The 16,146-nt window shown below is 74.7% G+C and carries 16 protein-coding genes; 9 read left to right on the forward strand and 7 right to left on the reverse strand.

The window, feature by feature from the left end; genetic code table 11:
• Both VIM19_20545 and VIM19_20550 read left to right on the forward strand, forming a co-directional pair.
• The coding region (locus VIM19_20545; GenBank protein ID HEY5187226.1) for a PD-(D/E)XK nuclease family protein at positions 1-897 on the forward strand (897 nt) is incomplete at its 5' end.
• Positions 894-4,052 carry an ATP-dependent DNA helicase gene (locus VIM19_20550; GenBank protein ID HEY5187227.1) on the forward strand — a complete coding sequence of 1,053 codons (3,159 nt, stop codon included), beginning with the start codon at positions 894-896 and terminating at the stop codon, positions 4,050-4,052. The genes VIM19_20545 and VIM19_20550, both read left to right, overlap by 4 nt.
• A 9-nt stretch (positions 4,053-4,061) precedes the next feature.
• Here VIM19_20550 and VIM19_20555 read toward each other — a convergent pair whose 3' ends face one another.
• Together VIM19_20555 and deoD are read right to left on the reverse strand one after the other, a co-directional pair.
• The gene (locus tag VIM19_20555; protein HEY5187228.1) at positions 4,062-4,856 is read right to left on the reverse strand and encodes an endonuclease/exonuclease/phosphatase family protein; all 795 of its coding nucleotides are present in this window, start codon (positions 4,854-4,856) and stop codon (positions 4,062-4,064) included.
• A 9-nt stretch (positions 4,857-4,865) separates the two neighbouring features.
• Complete coding sequence (deoD, locus tag VIM19_20560) at positions 4,866-5,567, reverse strand: purine-nucleoside phosphorylase (protein HEY5187229.1); 702 nt, start codon at positions 5,565-5,567, stop codon at positions 4,866-4,868.
• Positions 5,568-5,607: 40 nt separating this feature from the next.
• Here deoD and VIM19_20565 point away from each other — a divergent pair, with 40 nt between their 5' ends.
• Complete coding sequence (locus VIM19_20565) at positions 5,608-7,002, forward strand: dipeptidase (GenBank protein ID HEY5187230.1); 1,395 nt, start codon at positions 5,608-5,610, stop codon at positions 7,000-7,002.
• Positions 6,999-7,922, forward strand: coding sequence for an NAD(+) diphosphatase (gene nudC / locus VIM19_20570; protein HEY5187231.1), 924 nt, complete (start codon positions 6,999-7,001; stop codon positions 7,920-7,922). Before VIM19_20565 ends, nudC begins: the two co-directional genes overlap by 4 nt.
• 21 nt (positions 7,923-7,943) lie before the next feature.
• On the opposite strand, the gene VIM19_20575 is transcribed toward nudC, so the two are convergent.
• Positions 7,944-8,186, reverse strand: a complete 243-nt coding sequence (locus tag VIM19_20575) for a mycoredoxin (protein ID HEY5187232.1) — start codon at positions 8,184-8,186, stop codon at positions 7,944-7,946.
• Positions 8,187-8,305: 119 nt separating this feature from the next.
• Here VIM19_20575 and VIM19_20580 point away from each other — a divergent pair, with 119 nt between their 5' ends.
• From VIM19_20580 to VIM19_20595, 4 genes are all read left to right on the forward strand, one after another.
• Complete coding sequence (locus VIM19_20580; GenBank protein HEY5187233.1) at positions 8,306-10,429, forward strand: ATP-dependent DNA helicase UvrD2; 2,124 nt, start codon at positions 8,306-8,308, stop codon at positions 10,427-10,429.
• A 102-nt stretch (positions 10,430-10,531) separates the two neighbouring features.
• On the forward strand, positions 10,532-10,747 hold the full coding sequence (locus VIM19_20585) for a hypothetical protein (GenBank protein ID HEY5187234.1): 216 nt from the start codon (positions 10,532-10,534) through the stop codon (positions 10,745-10,747).
• Positions 10,748-10,857: 110 nt separating this feature from the next.
• Positions 10,858-11,133 (forward strand): WhiB family transcriptional regulator, encoded by a 276-nt coding sequence (locus VIM19_20590; GenBank protein HEY5187235.1) that lies wholly within the window; start codon positions 10,858-10,860, stop codon positions 11,131-11,133.
• Entirely contained in the window at positions 11,130-11,354 is a 225-nt protein-coding gene (locus VIM19_20595) for a hypothetical protein (GenBank protein ID HEY5187236.1), read from the forward strand. Before VIM19_20590 ends, VIM19_20595 begins: the two co-directional genes overlap by 4 nt.
• 10 nt (positions 11,355-11,364) lie before the next feature.
• On the opposite strand, the gene VIM19_20600 is transcribed toward VIM19_20595, so the two are convergent.
• A complete protein-coding gene (locus tag VIM19_20600; protein HEY5187237.1) occupies positions 11,365-12,216 on the reverse strand; it encodes a phosphatase PAP2 family protein in 852 nt (283 codons plus the stop codon).
• A gap of 60 nt (positions 12,217-12,276) precedes the next feature.
• Here VIM19_20600 and VIM19_20605 point away from each other — a divergent pair, with 60 nt between their 5' ends.
• Positions 12,277-12,441 (forward strand): hypothetical protein, encoded by a 165-nt coding sequence (locus VIM19_20605; GenBank protein HEY5187238.1) that lies wholly within the window; start codon positions 12,277-12,279, stop codon positions 12,439-12,441.
• A gap of 6 nt (positions 12,442-12,447) precedes the next feature.
• Here the strand turns inward: VIM19_20605 and VIM19_20610 are convergent, their stop codons facing one another.
• Genes VIM19_20610 through VIM19_20620 form a run of 3 tightly spaced genes read right to left on the reverse strand, consistent with a single transcriptional unit; the run spans position 12,448 to position 16,113 of the window.
• Positions 12,448-13,761 carry an AarF/ABC1/UbiB kinase family protein gene (locus VIM19_20610; GenBank protein ID HEY5187239.1) on the reverse strand — a complete coding sequence of 438 codons (1,314 nt, stop codon included), beginning with the start codon at positions 13,759-13,761 and terminating at the stop codon, positions 12,448-12,450.
• 22 nt (positions 13,762-13,783) lie between these two features.
• Positions 13,784-14,746 carry a hypothetical protein gene (locus VIM19_20615; GenBank protein HEY5187240.1) on the reverse strand — a complete coding sequence of 321 codons (963 nt, stop codon included), beginning with the start codon at positions 14,744-14,746 and terminating at the stop codon, positions 13,784-13,786.
• A gap of 59 nt (positions 14,747-14,805) precedes the next feature.
• Positions 14,806-16,113 (reverse strand): ArgE/DapE family deacylase, encoded by a 1,308-nt coding sequence (locus VIM19_20620; protein HEY5187241.1) that lies wholly within the window; start codon positions 16,111-16,113, stop codon positions 14,806-14,808.
• Positions 16,114-16,146: the final 33 nt, after the last annotated feature.

The following is a 16,146-nucleotide window of genomic DNA, read 5'->3' on the forward strand; positions in this document are numbered from 1 at the left end:
GCCGACGGAGACCTGCCGCTGGTCCCGGTCGCCCACCCGGACCGCTGGTGGGGGCTGGCCGACCTCACCGCCCCCGGCCAGCCGCTGCATCCGCAGGCCCGGCCGATCCGGCTGTCCGGCTCGTCGCTGGAGCGGATGGACTCCTGCCCGCTGCGCTGGTTCCTGGAGCACGAGGCGAAGGGCGAGTCGGCCCGCAGCACCGCGCTCGGCTTCGGCTCGATCGTGCACGCGCTGGCCCACGACGTGGCGGCCGGGCGCAGCCCCGCGGACGCGGGGCAGCTGATGGCGCTGGTCGAGTCGGTGTGGGGCCAGCTGTCCTTCGAGGCGCGCTGGCAGTCCGCCCAGGAGAAGGAGCGGGCGCGCACCGCCCTGGGGTTGTTCGTGGCCTGGCACCAGGCCGAGCGGGGGCGCCGGCTGGTGGCGACCGAGCACGAATTCGAGACCCGGTTCACGGTCAGCGGCCGCGAGGTCGAGCTGCGCGGCCGGATGGACCGGGTGGAGGTCGACGTCGACGGCGCGGTGCACGTGGTGGACCTCAAGACCGGCAAGTACGCCCCGACCGGCCCCCAGGTCCAGCTGCACGTGCAGCTGGCCACCTACCAGCTGGCCGTGCGCGAGGGAGCGCTGACTGGGCTGGACACCGTGGCCGAGGCGGCCTGCGGCGGGGCCGAGCTGGTCCAGCTGCGGACCTCGACGAAGGAGGGCCTGCCGAAGGTCCAGCAGCAGCCGGCGCTGACCGAGCTGCCGGACCCCGAGTGGATCGACGGCGTGCTGGCCGAGGCGGTCGAGCGGATGGTGACTGAGGAGTTCCCGGCCACCCCGGGGGACCAGTGCGGCTTCTGCACGTTCAAAGGCAGCTGCCCAGGCCGGGACGAGGGTCGGCAGGTGGTCCGGTGAGCCACCAGCCGCTGACGTCGCCGGGGCAGCTGAGCGCGCTGCTCGACGTCCCGTTCACTGCCGAGCAGCTGGCCGCGGCGACCGCGCCGCTCGAGCCCGGCGTGGTCATCGCCGGGGCCGGCTCGGGTAAGACCACCGTGATGGCCGCGCGGGTGGTGTGGCTGGTCGGGTCCGGGCAGGTGCGCCCCGAGCAAGTGCTGGGCCTGACCTTCACGAACAAGGCGGCCGGCGAGCTGGCCCAGCGGATTCGTGCCGCGCTGCGCCGGGCCGTCCCGGCCGCTCCCGTCACGGATGCTGGTGAGCAGGTCGACGGCGAGCCCACGGTGGCCACCTACCACGCCTACGCGGGCCGGCTGCTGCGCGAGCACGGGCTGCGGATCGGGCTGGAGCCGCGGGCCCGGCTGCTCGCCGACGCCACCCGGTTCCAGCTCGTCGATCGGGTGCTTCGCCGGGCCCCCGGGCCGTTCGTCGCGCTCAACACCGGCGTGCGGACGCTGGTCGGGGACGTCGTCTCGCTGGACGGCGAGCTGAGCGAGCACCTGGTCACCGTCGAGGCGCTGCGTGCGGAGGACGCCGCCATCGCCCGTGACGTCGGGTCGGCGCGGCGGGCCACCGCGAAGCTCCAGGAGGTGGCCGACACCGCCGCCAAGCGGGACGAGCTGGCCACGCTCGTCGAGCTGGTCCGGGCCGAGAAGGCGCACCTGGGCACCCTCGACTTCGGCGATCAGCTGGCCGCGGCCGCGCGGCTGGTGTCCGAGCACCCCGCCGTGGGCGAGATCGAGCGGGACCGGTTCCGGGTCGTGCTGCTCGACGAGTACCAGGACACCTCGGTGGCCCAGAAGCAGCTGCTCGTGGGGCTGTTCGGCGGCGGCCACCCGGTGACCGCAGTCGGTGACCCGTTCCAGGCGATCTACGGTTGGCGCGGCGCCTCGGTGGCCAACATCGACGCGTTCCCCCAGGACTTCCCGCGCGCCGACGGCACGGCGTCCACCCGGTACGGGCTGTCCCGCAACAACCGCAGCGGTGGCCGGCTGCTCGGGCTGGCGAACGCCCTGGCCGGGCCGCTGCGCGAGCGGCACCCGGGCTCCGGGCTGCTGCAGCCGCGCCCCGGGGTTGAGGACGCCGGCGACACCGTCTGCGCGCTGCTGCCGACCTACGCCGACGAGGTGGCTTGGGTCACCGACCGGGTCCAGGCGCAGCTGGACTCCGGGATGGCGCCGCGCGACATCGCGCTTCTCGTGCGGGTGCGCAGCGACTTCCCGGCCTACCACGACGCGCTGGCTGAGCGCGGCATCCCGGTCGAGGTCGTCGGCCTGGGCGGGCTGCTGGCGCTGCCGGAGGTGTCCGATGTGGTCGCCACCCTCGAGGTGCTGGACGAGCCCACGGCCAACGCGGGCCTGCTGCGGCTGCTGACCGGGCCGCGATGGCGGATCGGCCCGCGCGACCTCGCGCTGCTGGGCCGCCGCGCCGTGCACCTGGTCAGGGGGGATCAGCCGCAGGCGACCGACGACATCGAGCTGTTGCTGGAGGAGGCCGTCGCCGGGGTCGACCCGGCCGACGTCGTGTCCCTGGTCGAAGCGCTGGACCACCCGGGCGGCGCGACGTACTCCGCCGCGGCCCGGCAGCGGTTCAAGGAGCTGTCCGACGAGCTGCGGGCGCTGCGCCGGCACCTCGGCGAGCCGTTGCTCGAACTCGTCGCCAGGGTGGTGTCCACCACCGGGCTGGACGTCGAGGTGGGCGCGGCGCCGGCCGCCGCGAAGGCCCACCGAGCCGAGGCGCTGGGTTCCTTCCTGGAGCAGGCCGAGGCCTTCGCCGACCTCGACGGCGACCCCAGCGTGCGCGCCTTCTTGTCCTACCTGCGGGCGGCCGAGGAGTTCGACCGGGGTCTGGACACCACGGCCCCCTCGCCGAGCGACAGCGTCAAGCTGCTGACCGTGCACAAGGCCAAGGGCCTGGAGTGGCCCGTCGTCGTGCTGCCGAACCTCACATCCGAGGTGTTCCCCGCCAAGCGGGGCCGGTCCCGCTGGACCAAGGCGGCCAAGACGCTGCCCACCACGCTGAGCGGCGATGCGGACGACTTCCCCGTGGTCGCCGACTGGACCAACAAGGGGCTCGAAGCCTTCGACCAGGCGATGGCCGAGCTGGACCAGCTGGAGGAGCGGCGGCTCGGCTACGTGGCCGTCACCAGGGCCAAGCAGCTGCTCATCGCGTCGTCGCACTGGTGGGGTCCGAGCCAGCGCAAGCCGCGTGGACCGTCGGCCTACCTCGAGGCCGTCCGGAGCCACTGCGAGGCCGGCGGCGGGGCGGTCGAGCACTGGGAGCCGCAGCCGGACGACGACGCCAACCCGGCCCTGCTGGAGCAGGTCGAGCACCCCTGGCCGGTGCCGTTGCAGGCCGAGCCGCTGGCCGCCCGGCGGGAGGCGGCCGAGCTGGTCCGGGCGGCCCTGGCCGGTCAGCTGGAGCCGACCGGCGAGCCCCTGTCCGACGCCGAACGGGCGCGGGTCGCCGAGTGGGACCGCGACCTCGAGGTGCTGCTGACCGAGGCCCGGCTGCTGCACCGGGTCGAGACCGCGGTGCCGCTGCCGTCGTCGCTGTCGGCGTCCGGGCTGGTGCGGCTCGCGGCCGACCCGGACGGCTTCGCCCGGGACCTGGTCCGGCCGATGCCTCGGCCCCCCGCGCCGGCCGCGCACCGGGGCACCCGGTTCCACGCCTGGGTCGAGTCGCTGTTCGGCGAGCAGCCGCTGCTGGACCGCAGCGACCTCGAGGGTGCGGCCGACGACGACCTGGTGCCGGACACCCAGCTCCGGGCGCTGCAGCAGGCCTTCCTGGCCGGGCCGTACGCGCGGCTGGCCCCGCACCGGGTGGAGGCGCCGTTTCAGCTGGTCCTGGGCGGCCGGGTGGTGCGGGGCCGCATCGACGCCGTGTACCGCACCGACGACGGCGGCTACGACGTCATCGACTGGAAGACCGGCTCGGCGGCCGCCGACCCGCTCCAGCTGGCGATCTACCGCACCGCGTGGGCGCAGATCGTCGGCGTGGCCGAGGAGTCCGTGGGCGCCGCGTTCTACTACGTGGGCAGCGGCAGGGTCGAGCGCCCGGCTGCGTTGCCGTCCGGGGCCGAGCTGGAACGGCTGCTCACCGGCGTCGCCGGCTGAGCCGACCGCTCACAGCTCCAGGTCGACGGCCAGGGCGCAGTGGTCGCTGACCGGCAGCGCCAGGACGTGCTCGGCCCGCACCCGGTCGGCGGCCAGCCCGCGGGCCAGCAGGTGGTCGAACTGCACGCGTGGCCGCGCGGACGGGTAGGTGGCCGCCTGCGCCAGCGACATCCAGCCGGTCAGCCAGCGAGGCAGCGCGGCCGGCAGGTTGAAGTCGCCGAACAGCAGCACCGGCTCGGGCATCGTCGACGCCCACGAGGCGATGGCCCGCAGCTGTCGGGCGTTGTACCCCGGCACGAAGGACAGGTGCGCGGTGACCGCGGTGAACGGCCCGGCCGGACCCTCGACGACCGCAGCCAGAGCCAGCCGCGGCTCGTCCCTGACCCGCATGATCCGCGGCCTCGGGGCGCCGGCCACGACGAGCGGCAGCGAGATCGGCGCCGCGGCGAACCGGCGCACCGCCCATGACCGCACTGGGAACCGGGACACCAGCCCGATCCCGTAGGTCGGGCCTTCGCTGCCGTCGCCGTCGTCCAGCTCGGACGCCGTCCAGGGATCGCCGTGGCCCGGCGTCCCGTGCAGCGACGGGACGAACCGCCAGTGGGCCGCGCCGAGGGCCGCCGCGACTACCTCCGTCTGGTCGACCAGGCCGGATCTCGGCTGGTGGCGGTCCACCTCCTGCAGCCCGACCAGGTCGGCGCCGAGCCGCCGCGCCGCGTCGGCCAGCAGCGCCGGCTCGACCGAGCCGTCGCGCAGCGACTGCCCGTGCAGCAGGTTGAACGTCGCGACCCGCAGCACCGACATGGCGCGACGCTAGGCGACGGCGGTGTCGAGGGCGAGCCGGACCATCTCGGAGAAGGTGGTCTGCCGCTCCTCGGCCGAGGTCTCCTCGTGGGTCACCAGGTGGTCCGAGACGGTCAGCACGGTCAGGGCCCGCACGTCGAACTGGGCCGCCAGCGTGTACAGCGCGGCGGCCTCCATCTCCACGGCCAGCACCCCGTACTGGGCCAGCCGCAGCGTCGCGGCCGAGTCGCCGTAGAACAGGTCCGCGCTGTGCACCTGGCCGACCCGCACCTGCAGGTCGTGCTCGCCGGCCAGCCGGTGCGCCGTCGTCAGCAGGTCGAAGTCCGCGGCCGGCGCGTAGTCGATGCCGGGGAACCGGGTGCGGTTGGTCGCGGAGTCGGTGGAGGCGCTCATGGCGAGGATCACGTCGCGAACCCGGACGTCCTCGCGCAGGGCGCCGCAGGTGCCGATCCGGATCGCCGTCCGGACGCCGTACTCGGCGAACAGCTCGTGCGCGTAGATCGACACCGAGGGGATGCCCATGCCGTGGCCCTGGATCGAGACCCGCTCGCCCTTCCAGCTGCCGGTGTAGCCGAACATGCCGCGGACCTCGTTGTAGCGGACGGCGCCGTCGAGGAACGTCTCGGCCACCCACTGCGCGCGCAGCGGGTCGCCCGGCATCAGGACCCGCTCGGCGATGTCGCCGGCCTTGGCTCCGATATGAGTGCTCACCCGCTGAGCCTACGGGGGCGGCCGTCATAGGGTCGGCGGCATGACCTCCCACGACCCGGCGGTGCGCGCCCACGTCGAGCAGACGGCGTCCGCCTTCCTCGACCGGCTCGGCGAGTGGCTGCGGATCCCGTCGATCAGCGGCGACCCGGCCGACGCGTCCGACGTTCGTGCCTTCGCGGAATGGCTGGCCGCTGAGCTGCGCGCCCACGGCTTCCCGGTCGCGGAGGTGTGGGAGACCGCAGGTCACCCCGCGGTGTTCGCCGAGTGGCCCTCGGACGACGCCACGGCACCGACGGTCGTCGTCTACGGGCACCACGACGTCCAGCCGGTCGACCCGGTCGAGCTGTGGGACACCCCGCCGTTCACCCCGGCCGGGGACGGCGACGTGCTGCGCGGCCGCGGCACCGCCGACGACAAGGGCCAGGTGCTCATGCACTTGCTCGGCCTGCAGGCCCACCTGGCCGCCACTGGGCGGACCAGCCCGGCCGTGCACCTCAAGGTGGTCGTCGAGGGGGAGGAGGAGTCCGGCTCCCCGCACTTCGCGGCGCTGCTGCGCGAGCACCGGGACCGGCTGGCCGGCGACGTCGTCGTGGTGAGCGACACCGGCATGTGGTCGCGCGAAGTGCCGTCGGTCTGCACCGGGATGCGCGGCCTGGTCGACGGACAGGTCGACGTCCGCGGCTCGGCCGGCGACCTGCACTCCGGCTCGTTCGGTGGCGCGGTGCCCAACCCGCTGACCGAGCTGGCCCGGGTCCTCGGGCGGCTGCACGACGACGAGGGGCGGGTGACCATCCCCGGCTTCTACGCGGACGTCCGCGCCCTGGACGAGCGGGAGCGCGAGCTGTTCGCCCGGCTGCCGTTCGATGAGTCGCAGTTCCTCACCGACGCGCAGTCGGGGGCGACGAAGGGCGAGGCCGGGTACACCACCCTGGAACGGCTGTGGGCGCGCCCCACGGCTGAGGTGAACGGGATCTGGGGCGGCTACACCGGCCCCGGCCACAAGACCATCGTCCCGGCGGAGGCGCACGCCAAGGTGTCCTTCCGGCTGGTCGCCGACCAGGACCCGGCCCGGGTGATGGGTCGGTTCCGGGCCTGGCTGGTCGAGCAGTTCCCGCCCGGCATCGAGGTCGAGCTGCAGGCCTTCGGTGACGGCGTCCGGCCCTGCCTGACCCCCCTGGACCACCCGGTGCTGCAGGCCGTCACCCGGTCGATGAGCCGCGCCTTCGGCGTCGAGGCGCTCTACACCCGTGAGGGCGGCTCGGGTCCGGAGGCCGACCTCGCCGAGGTGCTCGCGGTGCCGGTCGTCTTCCTCGGGGTGGGCCTGCCGGACGACCGGATCCACGCGCCGAACGAGAAGGTCGACGTCCCGCTGCTGCTCAAGGGCGCCGAGGCCGTCGCCTACCTGTGGGCCGACCTGGCCGAGTCCTGGGCGTGAGCGAGGGACCGCTGGGGCGGCTGGCCTTGGCCCGCGCCGCCACCGACCGGGCCGCCGAGCACCGCAAGGACGACGCCTGGCTGGCCGCGGCCTGGGCCGACCCCGGGACCCGGGTGCTGCGCATCGCCGACGGCCGCACGCTCGTCGACGACGGCCGCATCGTCCCCAGCGGACCCTTCGAGACCGACCGGGAGCGCTACTTCCTGGGCGTGGACGACGACGGGATGGCCTGGTTCGCGGTCCGCGAGGACGGCCCGCTGCGCGCACCGCTGGGCTCGGCCGCCGTGCCCCAGGGGCTGCGCGAGGTCGGCCCGGTCCTCGACGACCGGGACGCCGGCCTGCTGGTGCTGGCCGCCGCGTTGGGCAACTGGCACTCCACCCACCAGCACTGCCCGCGCTGCGGCACCCGGACGACGATCACCCAGGGCGGCTTCGTCCGGGTCTGCCCGGCGGACGGGTCCGAGCACTACCCGCGCACCGACCCGGCGATGATCGTGCTGGTCACCGACGCGGGCGGCGAGCGCGCCCTGCTCGGCCACGGGGCGGCCTGGCCGCCCGGCCGGTTCTCCACCCTGGCCGGCTTCGTCGAGCCGGGGGAGTCCGCCGAGATGGCGGTGGTGCGCGAGGTGGCCGAGGAGGTCCGGATCCGGGTCGGCCACGTCACCTACCTGGGCAGCCAGCCGTGGCCGTTCCCGTCCTCGCTCATGCTCGGCTTCCGGGCCCAGGCGCTGGACGACGGCGCCGAGCCGGTGCCGGACGGCGTGGAGGTGACCGAGGCGCGCTGGTTCAGCCGGGCCGAGCTGCACGCGGCTGCGTCAGCGGGCGAGGTGTTGCTGCCGCCGCCGGTGTCGATCGCACGGAGGCTCGTCGAGCACTGGTACGGCGGCCCGGTCGTCGAGGAGGAGGCCCGGCGCTGGTAGCCGGCCGGTCGACAGGACCGGTCAGCTCGCCGCGGCCAGCCGCTCGCGCACCGCGCCGACGCTCGGGTTGGTCAGCGCGGTCCCGTCGGCGAACACCACCGTGGGGACGCTCTGGTTGCCGCCGTTGACGCTCATGACGAGCTCGGCAGCCCCCGGGACGAGCTCGATGTCGACCTCGGTGTAGCCGATGCCCTCACGCTCCAGCTGGCTCTTCAGCCGCCGGCAGTAGCCGCACCAGGTGGTCGTGTACATCGTCATCGACATCGTGTGCGTACTCCCGAGCGTCGCCGGCCAGCCTCGTCGCTGGTGTTTGAAGCTTCCAACACCTTAGGTGGCGGTCGCTGTTCCCGCCCGTCGGGGGTGGGTGTTTGGATGGGACGGTCATGCCCCCACCGCCACCCCCTCCGCGGCAGCCGACCGCCGACGACGTGCTCGCCGCGCTCGACCCGGAGCAGCGCGAGGTGGCCATCGCCTTGCGCGGCCCGGTCTGCGTGCTGGCCGGTGCCGGCACCGGCAAGACCCGGGCGATCACCCACCGGATCGCCTACGGCGTCCACTCGGGGGTCTACGCGCCGCAGCGGGTGCTGGCGGTCACCTTCACCACCCGGGCCGCCGGTGAAATGCGCGGCCGGCTGCGCGAGCTCGGCGTCTCGGGCGTGCAGGCCCGCACCTTCCACAGCGCCGCGCTGCGCCAGCTGGGCTACTTCTACCCGCGGGTGGTCGGCGGCGACGTGCCGCGGCTGGTGGAGAGCAAGATCGGCCTGGTGGGCCAGGCGGCCGGCGCCGCCCGGATCGCGCTGTCCCGTCCCGCGCTGCGCGACGTCGCGGCCGAGATCGAGTGGGCCAAGGTCAGCCGCACCGCGGCCGACGACTACCCGGCCGCGCTCGCCGCGGCCGGTCGGGAGCCCCCCGCCGACCTCGACGCGGCCCAGGTGGGCCGGCTGTACGCCGGGTACGAGGCGGCCAAGCGCGAGCGGGGCGTGCTCGACTTCGAGGACGTGCTGCTGCTCACGGTGGCGGTGCTGCAGGAGCGGGCCGACGTCGCGGACCAGGTGCGCGCCCAGTACCGGCACCTCGTGGTGGACGAGTACCAGGACGTCAACCCGCTGCAGCAGGCGCTGCTCGACCTGTGGCTGGGCCCGCGGGACGACCTCTGCGTGGTCGGTGACGCGAGCCAGACGATCTACAGCTTCACCGGCGCCACGCCGAACTACCTGCTCGGCTTCCCGCAGCGCTACCCACAGGCCACCGTGGTCCGGCTGGTGCGCGACTACCGGTCCACCCCGCAGGTGGTCGGCCTGGCCAACGGGGTGCTGCGCCGGGCGCACGGCGCGGCCGCCCGGGGCAAGATCGAGCTGGTCGCCCAACGGCCCTCGGGACCGGAGCCGACGTTCACGCCGTACCCCGACGAGCCGGCCGAGGCCGCGGGGGTGGCGGCCCGGATCCGTGAGCTGCTGGCCGCGGGGACCCCGGCCAGCGAGATGGCCGTCCTGTACCGGATCAACGCACAGTCGGAGGTCTTCGAGGAGGCGCTGGCCGACCTGGGGATCCCGTTCCTGCTGCGCGGCGCCGAGCGGTTCTTCGAGCGTCCCGAGGTCCGCGAGGCGGTGATCCTGCTGCGTGGTGCCGCCCGCGGTGGCGCGCCGGCGGCCGACGGCACGCTGGCCGGCGATGTCCGGGCGGTTCTCGGCACCCGGGGCTGGCGGTCCGAGCCGCCGTCCGGCTCCGGCGCGACCAGGGACCGCTGGGAGTCGCTCAACGCGCTGGTGGCGCTGGCCGAGCAGGTGGCCGCCACCCAGCCGTCCGCCGGGCTGTCCGAGCTGGTGACCGAGCTGGACGAGCGGATCGCGGCCCAGCACGCGCCCACCGTCGAGGGCGTCACGCTGGCCTCGCTGCACGCGGCCAAGGGCCTGGAGTGGGACGCCGTGTTCCTGGTAGGCCTGGTCGAAGGGACCCTGCCGCTCATCCACGCGGACACCCCGGAGCAGGTGGAGGAGGAGCGCCGGCTGCTGTACGTCGGGGTGACCCGGGCCCGCGAGCACCTGCACCTGTCCTGGTCCGCGGCCAGGGCGCCCGGGGGTCGGGCCAGCCGGCGCCCGTCCCGGTTCCTGGACAGGCTGCGCCCCGCCGACCTCGACGACGAGCAGGCGGCCTTGCCGCGGCGCTCGAAACGGGGCGCCAAGGCCGGGCGGGTGCTGCCCACAGTGTGCTCCGGCTGCGGCCACCCGCTGGCCACCGCGGCCGACCGCACCCGCGGCCGGTGCGCCGACTGCCCGCCCGGCTACGACGAGGCCGTCTTCGAGCGGCTGCGGTCCTGGCGGCTGGAGCGGTCCCGCACCGACTCGGTGCCGGCGTACGTCGTGTTCACCGACGCCACCCTGGAGGCCATCGCGGCCGCCCGACCCACCTCGCTGACCGCCCTGGCGAAGGTCAACGGGGTGGGTCCGGCCAAGCTCGAGCGCTATGGCGAAACCGTCCTGACGGTGCTCACCGACGTCAGCAGCTAATACGCTTGCGTGCCCCAGGTGGGGTTGCGCTAACCTCCGTTCACGTCAGGACGCACCTCGCGACCTGGGCACCGCGACACGAACCAAGGGAGGTGACCCGCGGTGGAGAGCATCAAGACGTTCACGGTGACCGCTGGCGCGGTCACCGTCGCGCGTGCGCGGTACGGGACGGGTCTGCCCATGGCTGGGTGCGGCGTGCAGGTGCACACCGACTTCCGCAAGCCGCTTGGCACCGCTTCGTCCATCCGCACCACCGCTCCGTTCGCCGCCGTGAACGACGGCACCCGGGCCTTCCGCACCTGGAGCCCACCGGTCTAGCCCGACAGCTGGCCGGAACACCTCCAGGCCGCGGAACCCGTAACCCGGGATCCGCGGCCTTTTCGTTTCCCCCGTCCACCCGCAACGAGGTCCACCTGGAGGTGACACCGATGCTGCTCAGCCTGATCGCCGAGCTCGAGCACGGCGGTGCCTCGATTCCGTGCCGGTCCGAGAACCCCGAGCTCTTCTTCGCGGAGAGCCCGGCGGACGTCGAGTACGCGAAGTCGCTGTGTACCGCCTGCCCCGTCCGCGGCACCTGCCTCTCCGGCGCTCTCGAGCGCTCCGAGCCGTGGGGCGTCTGGGGCGGCGAGCTCTTCATCCAGGGCGTGGTGGTGCCACGCAAACGCCCGCGTGGCCGCCCGCGCAAGTGCGAGGTCGCAGCGTGACCCACGACGCGACCACCGAAGTGACCCACTCGTCGAACGACCCGAAACGGAGCACGGCCATGTTGCTGCTTTCCGAAGACCTCGCTCGCGCACAGATGCGGGAGCGACATCTGAGGGCCCAGAGCGAACGGCGCGCCTACGCGCTCGTCGCGGCCCGGCGCTGGGAGCGTCGCGCCGCCCGAGCCCGGCAGCGGGCCCATCGCGCACTTGCGATGCTGTGAGCCGTGGACCTCAGGGTCGGACCCCGTCCGGAGCCCCGGTCTCCGCCATCTCGGCGGGCCGGGGCTCCGGCGTTGCGGGCAGCCGCCGGTCCCAGGCCGCCAGGACCAGCAGGGCGAGTGCCAGCAGGACGGCGGCCACGATGCCGTCCAGCAGGAAGTGGTTGGCCGTGGCCACCACCACGAAGACGGTGAGGACCGGGTGGAGCAGCACCAGCCACCGCCACCGGCTGGTGCTGGCGGTGACCACGAAGTAGGCGATGAGCAGCGCCCAGCCCACGTGCACCGACGGCATGGCCGCCAGCTGGTTGGCCATCCCGGAGCCGAACGGCCCGTACACCGACTGGCCGTACTCCAGCGCCGTGTCGACGAAGCCGAGGTCGGTGAGCATCCGCGGCGGGGCGACCGGCACGGTCTGGATCACCAGGCAGGCCGCCGTGACGATGACGATCGCGTTGCGGGCCCGGGGGTACACGTCACGGTGCCGCACGAACATCCAGACCAGGAACAGCACCATCCCGTTGAGGTGCGCGTACAGGTAGAAGACGTTGAGCGACTCCACCAGGCGCGGATACGGCAGCACCAGGTGCTGGATCGCCAGGTCGCTGGGCAGGTGCAGCAGGCGCTCGACGTGCAGCACTGTGTGGGCGTGCTCGAAGGCACCCGTCACGTGCCGGATCGCGACCCGCGCGACCAGCTGCCACAGCATGAACAGGACCAGCACGATGGCGCCCTCACGGGCGGCCAGCGCGACCCCGGGGGCGAACCGGCGCCGGCGCACGGCCGGAACCCGGGTGACGGCCAGCATCAGGGCCACCAGGGCGACCGCGCCCAGGGCCGCCTGCTGCCACCGCTCCAGCTGCACCGGGAATCCTCCTCGCCCAAACCCTAGACGGCCCGCCCGGCGCGTCCGTTGGATGTGGGTATGACCGTGACATGTCAGCTGTGCGGGGCGGTGCCGCCGGCCGACGCGGCCCGGCTCACCTGGACGTCGTCCATGGAGCGCGGCCGGACCGTCTGGTACTGCGAGCGCTGCTCGCGGGAGAACCTGCGCGCCATCGAGGGCCGGCTGGACTCGGAGTGGTTCTGAGCCGGCTCAGGCCTCGGCGAACCCGGGCAGCCACCGGTCCAGCTCCGCGCGCATGGGCACCTCGGCGCCAAGCTGGCACAGCACGCCGATGCCGCCCAGCCACACCCGGTGCACCAGCAGGTACTCCGGCGGCAGGTTGAGCTTCAGCCCGATGGCCCAGTTGTCCCGGCGGGGGTCCTTGAGCCGGCTGAACTGCTCGCGCATCCAGTCCCGGTCGAACCGGAACGTGTCGTGCTGGGCGGGCTCGACGAACGGAGCGAGGTAGTCCAGGAGCGGCTGCGGGTCGACCGTCGCGCCGGGCCTGACGAACCCCTCGTCGCGCAGCCCTGCGAGCACCGTCACGTGGTCGCCGTCCAGCGCGGTGCGCAGCAGCCGACCGATGGACGGCGGGAACCCGTCCGGCAGCTGGGCCACCGCACCGAAGTCGAGCACCCCGAGCCGGCCGTCGGGCAGCACCCGGTAGTTGCCGGGGTGCGGGTCGGCGTGCAGCATCCCGACCCGCGCCGGGCCGGAGAACAGGAAGCGCAGGTACCGGGTCCCGGCGCTGTCCCGCTCGGCCTGGGTGCCGTTGGCGATGACGTCGGAGAGCGGGCGGCCGTCCAGCCACTCGGTCACCAGGACCGACTCGGACTGGGCGACGACCCCCGGGATGACGAAGTCCTCGTCGTCGGCGTAGATCAGCGAGAACGCCCCCTGCGAGCCGGCCTCGAGGGTGTAGTCGAGCTCCTCCATGATCCGGTCGCGTAGCTCGTTGACCAGCGACTTGACGTCCAACCCGGGCGCGAACGCGGAGAACATCCGGCTGAGCCGGCCGATCTGGGCGAGGTCGGCCGCCAGTGCGTCCCCCGAGCCCGGGTACTGCACCTTCACGGCGACCGGGCGGCCGTCGTGCCACACCGCGCGGTGCACCTGGCCGATGGACGCCGCCGCGGCCGGCTGGTCGTCGAAGGACTCGAACCGGCGCCGCCACTGCCGCCCGAACGCCCGGGCCATGACCTGGTGCACGGTCGTGGCCGGCATCGGCGGGGCGGAGTCCTGCAGCCGGGTGAGGGTGGCCCGGTAGGGCCCGGCGAACTCCTCGGGCAGCGCGGCCTCGAAGATCGACATGGCCTGGCCGAACTTCATGGCCCCGCCCTTGAGGTCGCCGAGGACCTTGAAGACCTGCTCGGCCGTGCGGGCCTGCATCTCCGCGGCCACCGCCTCGGCCGGCTTGCCCCCGACCCGCTTGCCGAGGCCGATCGCGGTGCGCCCGGCGAACCCCAGCGGCAGCGTGGCCAGCCGCGCGGAGCGGGTCACAGCCTTGCGCGGCAGGTCGGTCACCTGGCCATTGTGACCTGCTCGGTCATCCGGCGGGTTGCTGACCGGATTGCCGGACGCCCGGCCAGGCACATCCGCAGGCGGGATGCGTCGCGAACCGGCGTCGTCGCAGCCCGCCGTCCGGCCAGCCTGAACTCGGTGAGCGCCCCCTCCAGCGGAGAGGGTGCGGCCGGGTCGTCGAGGTGGGCGACGGCCGCCAGCGCCGCGTGTGCGGCCACCCGTGGCGGCGAGCACGCCGTCGCTGCTCGCCGGGACCGGCGCCGGAACGGTGAGCTGGGCCGCGACCACCGGCCAGCGGGGGTCGCGGCGGTGCAGGTCCAGGCAGCGCGCGCAGGCAGGCGCTGCGCCCGGGAACGACGAGCGGCCCCACCGAGCCGAGCGTCTCGTAGGTCTCGGCGACCAGGTGCGCGACACCGGCGAGGAGCAGCCGGTCGCTCAGTTGGGGCGGCACCAGCGCGCCGTCGTCGCTGCACAGCACGGCGAGGGTGTCGCCGGTCGCTGGGTCCTGCTCGGCGACCTGCCCGACGCCGGCCGCGCCCAGCAGGTCCGCGACCGCGCGGGCGACCCGCCCGGTTCCGGCCACCGCGACCCGGGCCGCCCGCCGCCGGCCCAGCGCCCGGGCGGCCCCGGCCGTTCCCCCGCGCAGCAGCGCCCAGCAGGCCAGGTCGGGGCCCAGCCGGTCCCGGTCGGCCGGGGTCAGCCGGCGGACGGCGGTGACGTCACCAGCCCCGTCGTCGAGCAGCCCTGAGCCCTCCAGCAGCGATAGCAGTCGGGCCGCCTCCTGCGGTGGAACCCCGACCTCGGCCGCGTCGCGCAGCGCCTCGGCGCGCTCACGGGGGCCGTCGAGCAGTCCGAGGAAGGCCGCCTCGGCCGGGCCTACGCCGTCCAGCACGAGGGCCCGGGCCGGATCACGGCCGATCTGCAGGGTGCGCGGCCCGCGCCGCAGGCGGCGCAGGGACGGCGGGAGGGCCGGTCGGCGGGTGGTCACCGAGGCAGCATGCGGCCGGCCGGCTGTGGACGGCTGGCCCGCTCCACAGGCCGGATCTGCTAGGGCGCCGAGCCGGCGATCCCGCACCAGTCCAGGGCCAGCAGCGTGCACGCCCTGGCCACCTGGGCCACGTCGGCGAGCGGCACCCGCTCGTCGGGCGCGTGGGCGAGGTCCACCCGGCCGGGCCCGTACTGCACGGTCGGGATCCCGCCGAGACCGGTCAGCAGCCGCAGGTCGCTGCCGTAGGGGCCGCCGAACACCTCGGCCGGCCGGACGCCGGGGGCGGCGGCCGCATGGGCCCGGCGGGTCGCCTCGACCAGCGGGTGCCCGGGGTCGGTGCGGCCCGGGGCGAACTGGCCGCCCCACCACTCGACTCGCACCGGATGCTCGGCCAGCCACGGGTCGGCCGCGCCGGCGCGCGCCACCGCGTCCTCGAGCGCCGTCCTGGCGGTGTCCACCGACTCGCCGAGCGCGACCCCGTAGCGGCCCTCCGCGACCAGCAGGTCGGGAACCGTGGACGCCCATTCGCCGGCCCGCACCGTGCCCACCGAGATCGGGTAGGCGAGGTCCCAGCGGGACATCAGCGGGTCGACGTCGGTGTTGCGCTCGCGCTCGAGGTCGGCCAGGGCCGCCAGCACGAGCGGCAGCTTGTCCACCGCGCTGACACCCTCGGTGCGCCGGGAGCCGTGCGCCGCGCGGCCGGGGACCGACAGCCGGAAGGTCAGCGCGCCGCCGTTGGCCGAGATGACGTCCAGGTCGGTCGGCTCGGTGATCACGCAGGCGTCGGCCGTGACGCCGTGCCGCAGCAGGCCGAAGGTGCCCAGCCCGCCGTCCTCCTCGCCGACGACCGAGGCGAGCAGCAGGTCCCCGTCGAGCGGGACGCCGGACCGGGCGATCGCGCTCGACGCGACCAGCGCAGCAACCAGGCCGCCCTTCATGTCGCAGCTGCCGCGGCCGTACAGCTCCCCGTCCCGGACCTCGCCGCTGAACGGGTCGGTGGTCCACAGCGCCGGATCCCCGGGGGGCACCACGTCGGCGTGGCCGAGCAGCAGCAGCGACGGTGCTCCCGAGCCGGCGGTGCCGCCGGGGTGCGCGCCGGGCAGTCGGCCGAGCAGCCCGTGGGCCCGCTCGCGGGGGACCTCCCAGCCCGGGAAGTCCGGGTCCGCGGTGAGCGCTGGCAGGTCCAGCGGCCAGTGCTCGACCGCCAGCCCGGCGGCGGCGAACCGGTCGGCCAGCCAGGCCTGGACGTCGTCCTCGGCCGGCGTGCCGCTCACGCTGGGTAGACGGACGAGCTCGGCCAGCAGGTCGGGCAGCGCCGCCAGCTGGGCGTCGACCCCAGCCAGCACACGCTCAACCGCGCTCGTCATGCGCGCACTCTACGCAGCGGCGGAGGCGAGCCT

Source organism: Actinomycetes bacterium (assembly GCA_036510875.1).
Taxonomy (GTDB): domain Bacteria; phylum Actinomycetota; class Actinomycetes; order Prado026; family Prado026; genus DATCDE01.